The organism is Mesorhizobium sp. M2A.F.Ca.ET.039.01.1.1 (genome assembly GCF_003998035.1).
Taxonomy (GTDB): Bacteria; Pseudomonadota; Alphaproteobacteria; order Rhizobiales; family Rhizobiaceae; genus Mesorhizobium.
In genome coordinates, this window is sequence record NZ_RZRY01000681.1 from 1 (window position 1) to 3,286 (window position 3,286).

The following is a 3,286-nucleotide window of genomic DNA, read 5'->3' on the forward strand; positions in this document are numbered from 1 at the left end:
GCGCGCCGAAGGGCTCGCCGCCATAATGGCCGCGGTACCAGTCGAACGTCAGCCAGCCGATGCCCGCCGCCATCAGGACGAGAATGCCGACCAGGATTGAACGCATCATCAGTGAATGTCCGTCGTGATTGCCTTGGGGCAAGTTTGGCGACACTCTTAGCGGGTCTGCGCCGGGCACGCAAAGATGCCGCGTTGCCGCAAGCAGAGATCCAGGTGGGGCACAACCCCCGTGTCGGGCGGCTTGCAAACGCCACGATCTTGTCCCACCTGACATCGGCAAACGCCAACCCAGGAGGCAACCTTTGCGAAAACTGATCGGTTTGTTCGCCGCATGTCTTGCTCTCAGCGCCGGCGCTGCCATGGCCGACGAGGTGGGCAAAGTGGGTGTCGACTGGGTCGGCAACGACATCATGATCGACGCCATCAAGGACCCGAAGGTCGACGGCGTCACCTGCCACGTCGCCTATTTCGACCGTAGCATCATCGACCGGCTGCATAAGGGCAACTGGTTCGAGGATCCTTCCGATTCCTCGATCTCCTGCCGCCAGACCGGGCCGATCACCATCGGCGACATCGATATGGGCGAGGGCGGCGAGGAAGTGTTCAAGCAGGGCCTCAGCCTGATCTGGAAGAAGCAGGTGGTGAACCGCATCTACGACAGGAAGAACGAGACGCTGATCTATCTGTCGCATTCGCGCCAGGTGCAGAACGGCTCGGCGAAGATGTCGGTCACCACCGTGCCGCTCTACGGCCAGAACGTGGTGTGGACCAAGGGCAAGCCGCAATAGTCTCCCGAGACAGGCTTGTGGGGGGCAGGTCGCGCTTGCGAGGCCGTCCCCGCCGGCGTAAAGCCGCTTCATGAACCGTCCTGAAAACCTTGTACTGAAAGATCCCGAGCCGCGCATCCATCCGACCGCGGAGCTCAAAGGCTGCAAGCTCGGCCGCTATGCCTCGATCGGCGAGCGGGTGATCCTGCGCGAGGTGAGCGTCGGCGACTTTTCCTATTTCGAGCGCCATTCGGAAGCGATCTACACGACGATCGGCAAGTTCTGCTCGATCGCCGCCAACAGCCGCATCAACGCGCTCGAGCACCCGATCGAGCGGCTGACGCAGCATAAGGTCAGCTACCGGCCGAACGAGTATTTCCGCTGGCTGGGCGTCGACGCTGAATTTCGCGCGCGCCGGCAAGCCAAACCGGTCAGTGTCGGCCACGATGTCTGGATCGGCCATGGCGCGGTCGTCATGCCGGGCGTTGCGATTGGCAACGGCGCCGTCATCGGCGCCAATGCCGTGGTGACGCATGACGTCGCGCCCTACACGATCGTCGCCGGCGTTCCGGCGAAGCCCTTGCGCGAACGCTTCTCAGCGGCAGTCGCGGCGCGTATCGAGGCCCTGGCCTGGTGGGATTGGGCGCCGGAGAAACTGGCGAGCGCAATCCCCGACATGCAAGCCGTGCAGATCGAGGCCTTCCTCGATCGCTGGGAAGGCGGTACTCCCTGACACACAGAATGCCGTTGAAAGCACAACGGCGCTGTCCGCTTCTGTCGGGAGTGGCGCCCCTTCCGCCATGCGGGGGTGGCGCGGCGGAAGGGGCTGGAGGCAAACCGCGTGAAGCGGAAGGAGCAGGCTTTCTGGCCTGCACCGGCATTATCGCAAGCAAACCGATAAGGTGTTTCTTCACGCGCCTGCGCTTCTGGCGTGTGGCTGATTGCAGCCCCGTCCCGTCACGAAAATTCGACCCTTTGGAACCCGATGCGGTGGCTGCTTGTTTCTTCGCAAATGCCCGCGCGTCCACGGTTTTTGAGGAATTTGCATGATCGAGAAGGCTTTTACCTGGATGGCCAACCGGGTGGCGCATCTGGCCGGCCTGCCGCCGACCTTCGCCATCTGCGTGCTGATCGTGGTTGTCTGGGCGGCAAGTGGCCCGATCTTCGGGTTTTCAGACACTTGGCAACTCGTCATCAACACCGGCACCACCATCGTCACCTTCCTGATGGTGTTCCTGATCCAGAACACGCAGAACCGCGACGGCGCGGCGATCCAGGCCAAGCTCGACGAGCTGATCAGGGTCAGCCGCGCCCACAATCATTTCATCGGCATCGAGCACCTGACGGAATCCGAGGTCGAGGAGATCCGCGCCAAATGCGAGGCGGCGGCGAAGCGGCACGACCGCAAGATCGCCGAAACGGCGGCCAACAAGGTCGTGGCCGGAAAGAACGGCACGAGGCATGCGGCCAAGACCACCGGCGCGGCCGCAAAGAAGCCTGTGGCCGGGAAGAACAGCTCAAAGAAGAAAGCGGCTGCTTGAAAGGGCCGTCAGCGGTTCATGAAGGCCGCGAAGGCGTCCTTGTGATCGGGATGCCAGCGCGAGAGGGCAGGGCGGTTCTCGATGATGTCGCCGACCGCCCAGGCCATGCGCTTTTCATCCGTCGGCCGCGCCACCTCGTTGTCGGGGCACAGGATGTAGAAATCGCCGTCGACGAGCGATGCCAGCATGAAGTCTATCACCTGCTCGCCGGTCCAGGCGCCGGCGGGCTTTTCCGTCGCGCCTTCGGTCAGGCCGGTGTAGGTGAAACCGGGGATCAGCAGATGCGCCGACACTTTCGCGCCAGGCTCGTTGCGAAGCGCATGCGCCAGCCCTTCGGTAAACGTCTTCACGCCAGCCTTGGAGACGTTGTAGGCGAGATTGCCGGGCGGCGTGGTGATGCCCTGCTTGGAGCCGGTGTTGATGACGAGCCCCGGTTTTCCAGCTGCGAGCATGCGCGGCGCGAAGGCCTCGGTGCCGTGCACGACACCCCAGAAATTGATGTCCAGAAGCCGCTTCCAGGCGTCGCGGTTCTCCCAGGGCTTGCCTGGATTGTTGCCGACGCCGGCATTGTTCATCAGCACCGACACCGCACCGAAGGCACCGTAAGCGAGGTCCGCCAGCCGGTCGACCTCTTCGGCCTTGGAGACGTCGGTGGGGATCGGGAGGACGGCATCCTTGCCGGCGATCGCGGCGACAGCCTCCGTCGCCTGGTCGAGGCGCACGCCACCGATATCGGCGAGCACCGTCTTCATGCCCATCGCCGCGAACCGTTTCGCGGCGGCGAGGCCGATGCCGCTGGCGCCGCCGGTGATGACGGCGACGTTGCCCGAGGCGAAAGCTGGCAGGGCGGTCTGGATTTCGGCGTCGCTAGTCATGGTTTCCATCCTTGTTCGGGTCGCGCCGAACTTAACGCTCACTGCCGCTGAGGCAAGGCTGGTTCGTCCCGATGGGCGACCGTGACAGTCGCAACGGTTGACG

General features: G+C 63.7%; 4 protein-coding genes and 1 pseudogene. 3 read left to right on the top strand and 2 right to left on the bottom strand.

Annotation, left to right across the window (positions count from 1 at the left end; translation table 11 throughout):
• A pseudogene (locus EOA24_RS43450) lies at positions 1-109 on the bottom strand (SCO family protein); the annotation flags it as partial.
• Positions 110-359: 250 nt separating this feature from the next.
• Here EOA24_RS43450 and EOA24_RS31740 point away from each other — a divergent pair.
• The 3 genes from EOA24_RS31740 to EOA24_RS31750 all read left to right on the top strand — a co-directional run bounded on the left by EOA24_RS31740 (position 360) and on the right by EOA24_RS31750 (position 2,308).
• Entirely contained in the window at positions 360-788 is a 429-nt protein-coding gene (locus tag EOA24_RS31740) for a CreA family protein (protein ID WP_108702807.1), read from the top strand.
• A gap of 70 nt (positions 789-858) precedes the next feature.
• Positions 859-1,500 (top strand): DapH/DapD/GlmU-related protein, encoded by a 642-nt coding sequence (locus tag EOA24_RS31745; RefSeq protein WP_126082020.1) that lies wholly within the window; start codon positions 859-861, stop codon positions 1,498-1,500.
• Positions 1,501-1,813: 313 nt separating this feature from the next.
• Entirely contained in the window at positions 1,814-2,308 is a 495-nt protein-coding gene (locus tag EOA24_RS31750; protein WP_189342130.1) for a low affinity iron permease family protein, read from the top strand.
• An 8-nt stretch (positions 2,309-2,316) separates the two neighbouring features.
• Here the strand turns inward: EOA24_RS31750 and EOA24_RS31755 are convergent, their stop codons facing one another.
• On the bottom strand, positions 2,317-3,183 hold the full coding sequence (locus EOA24_RS31755) for an SDR family NAD(P)-dependent oxidoreductase (protein ID WP_126082021.1): 867 nt from the start codon (positions 3,181-3,183) through the stop codon (positions 2,317-2,319).
• Between the last annotated feature and the right edge of the window lie 103 nt (positions 3,184-3,286).

Excerpts from the sequence above, each read along its gene's own strand:
- EOA24_RS31750 (WP_189342130.1), top strand. The coding sequence starts at position 1,814 with ATGATCGAGAAGGCTTTTACCTGGATGGCCAACCGGGTGGCGCATCTG.
- EOA24_RS31745 (WP_126082020.1), top strand. The coding sequence starts at position 859 with ATGAACCGTCCTGAAAACCTTGTACTGAAAGATCCCGAGCCGCGCATC.
- EOA24_RS31740 (WP_108702807.1), top strand. The coding sequence starts at position 360 with ATGGCCGACGAGGTGGGCAAAGTGGGTGTCGACTGGGTCGGCAACGAC.
- EOA24_RS31755 (WP_126082021.1), bottom strand. The coding sequence starts at position 3,183 with ATGACTAGCGACGCCGAAATCCAGACCGCCCTGCCAGCTTTCGCCTCG.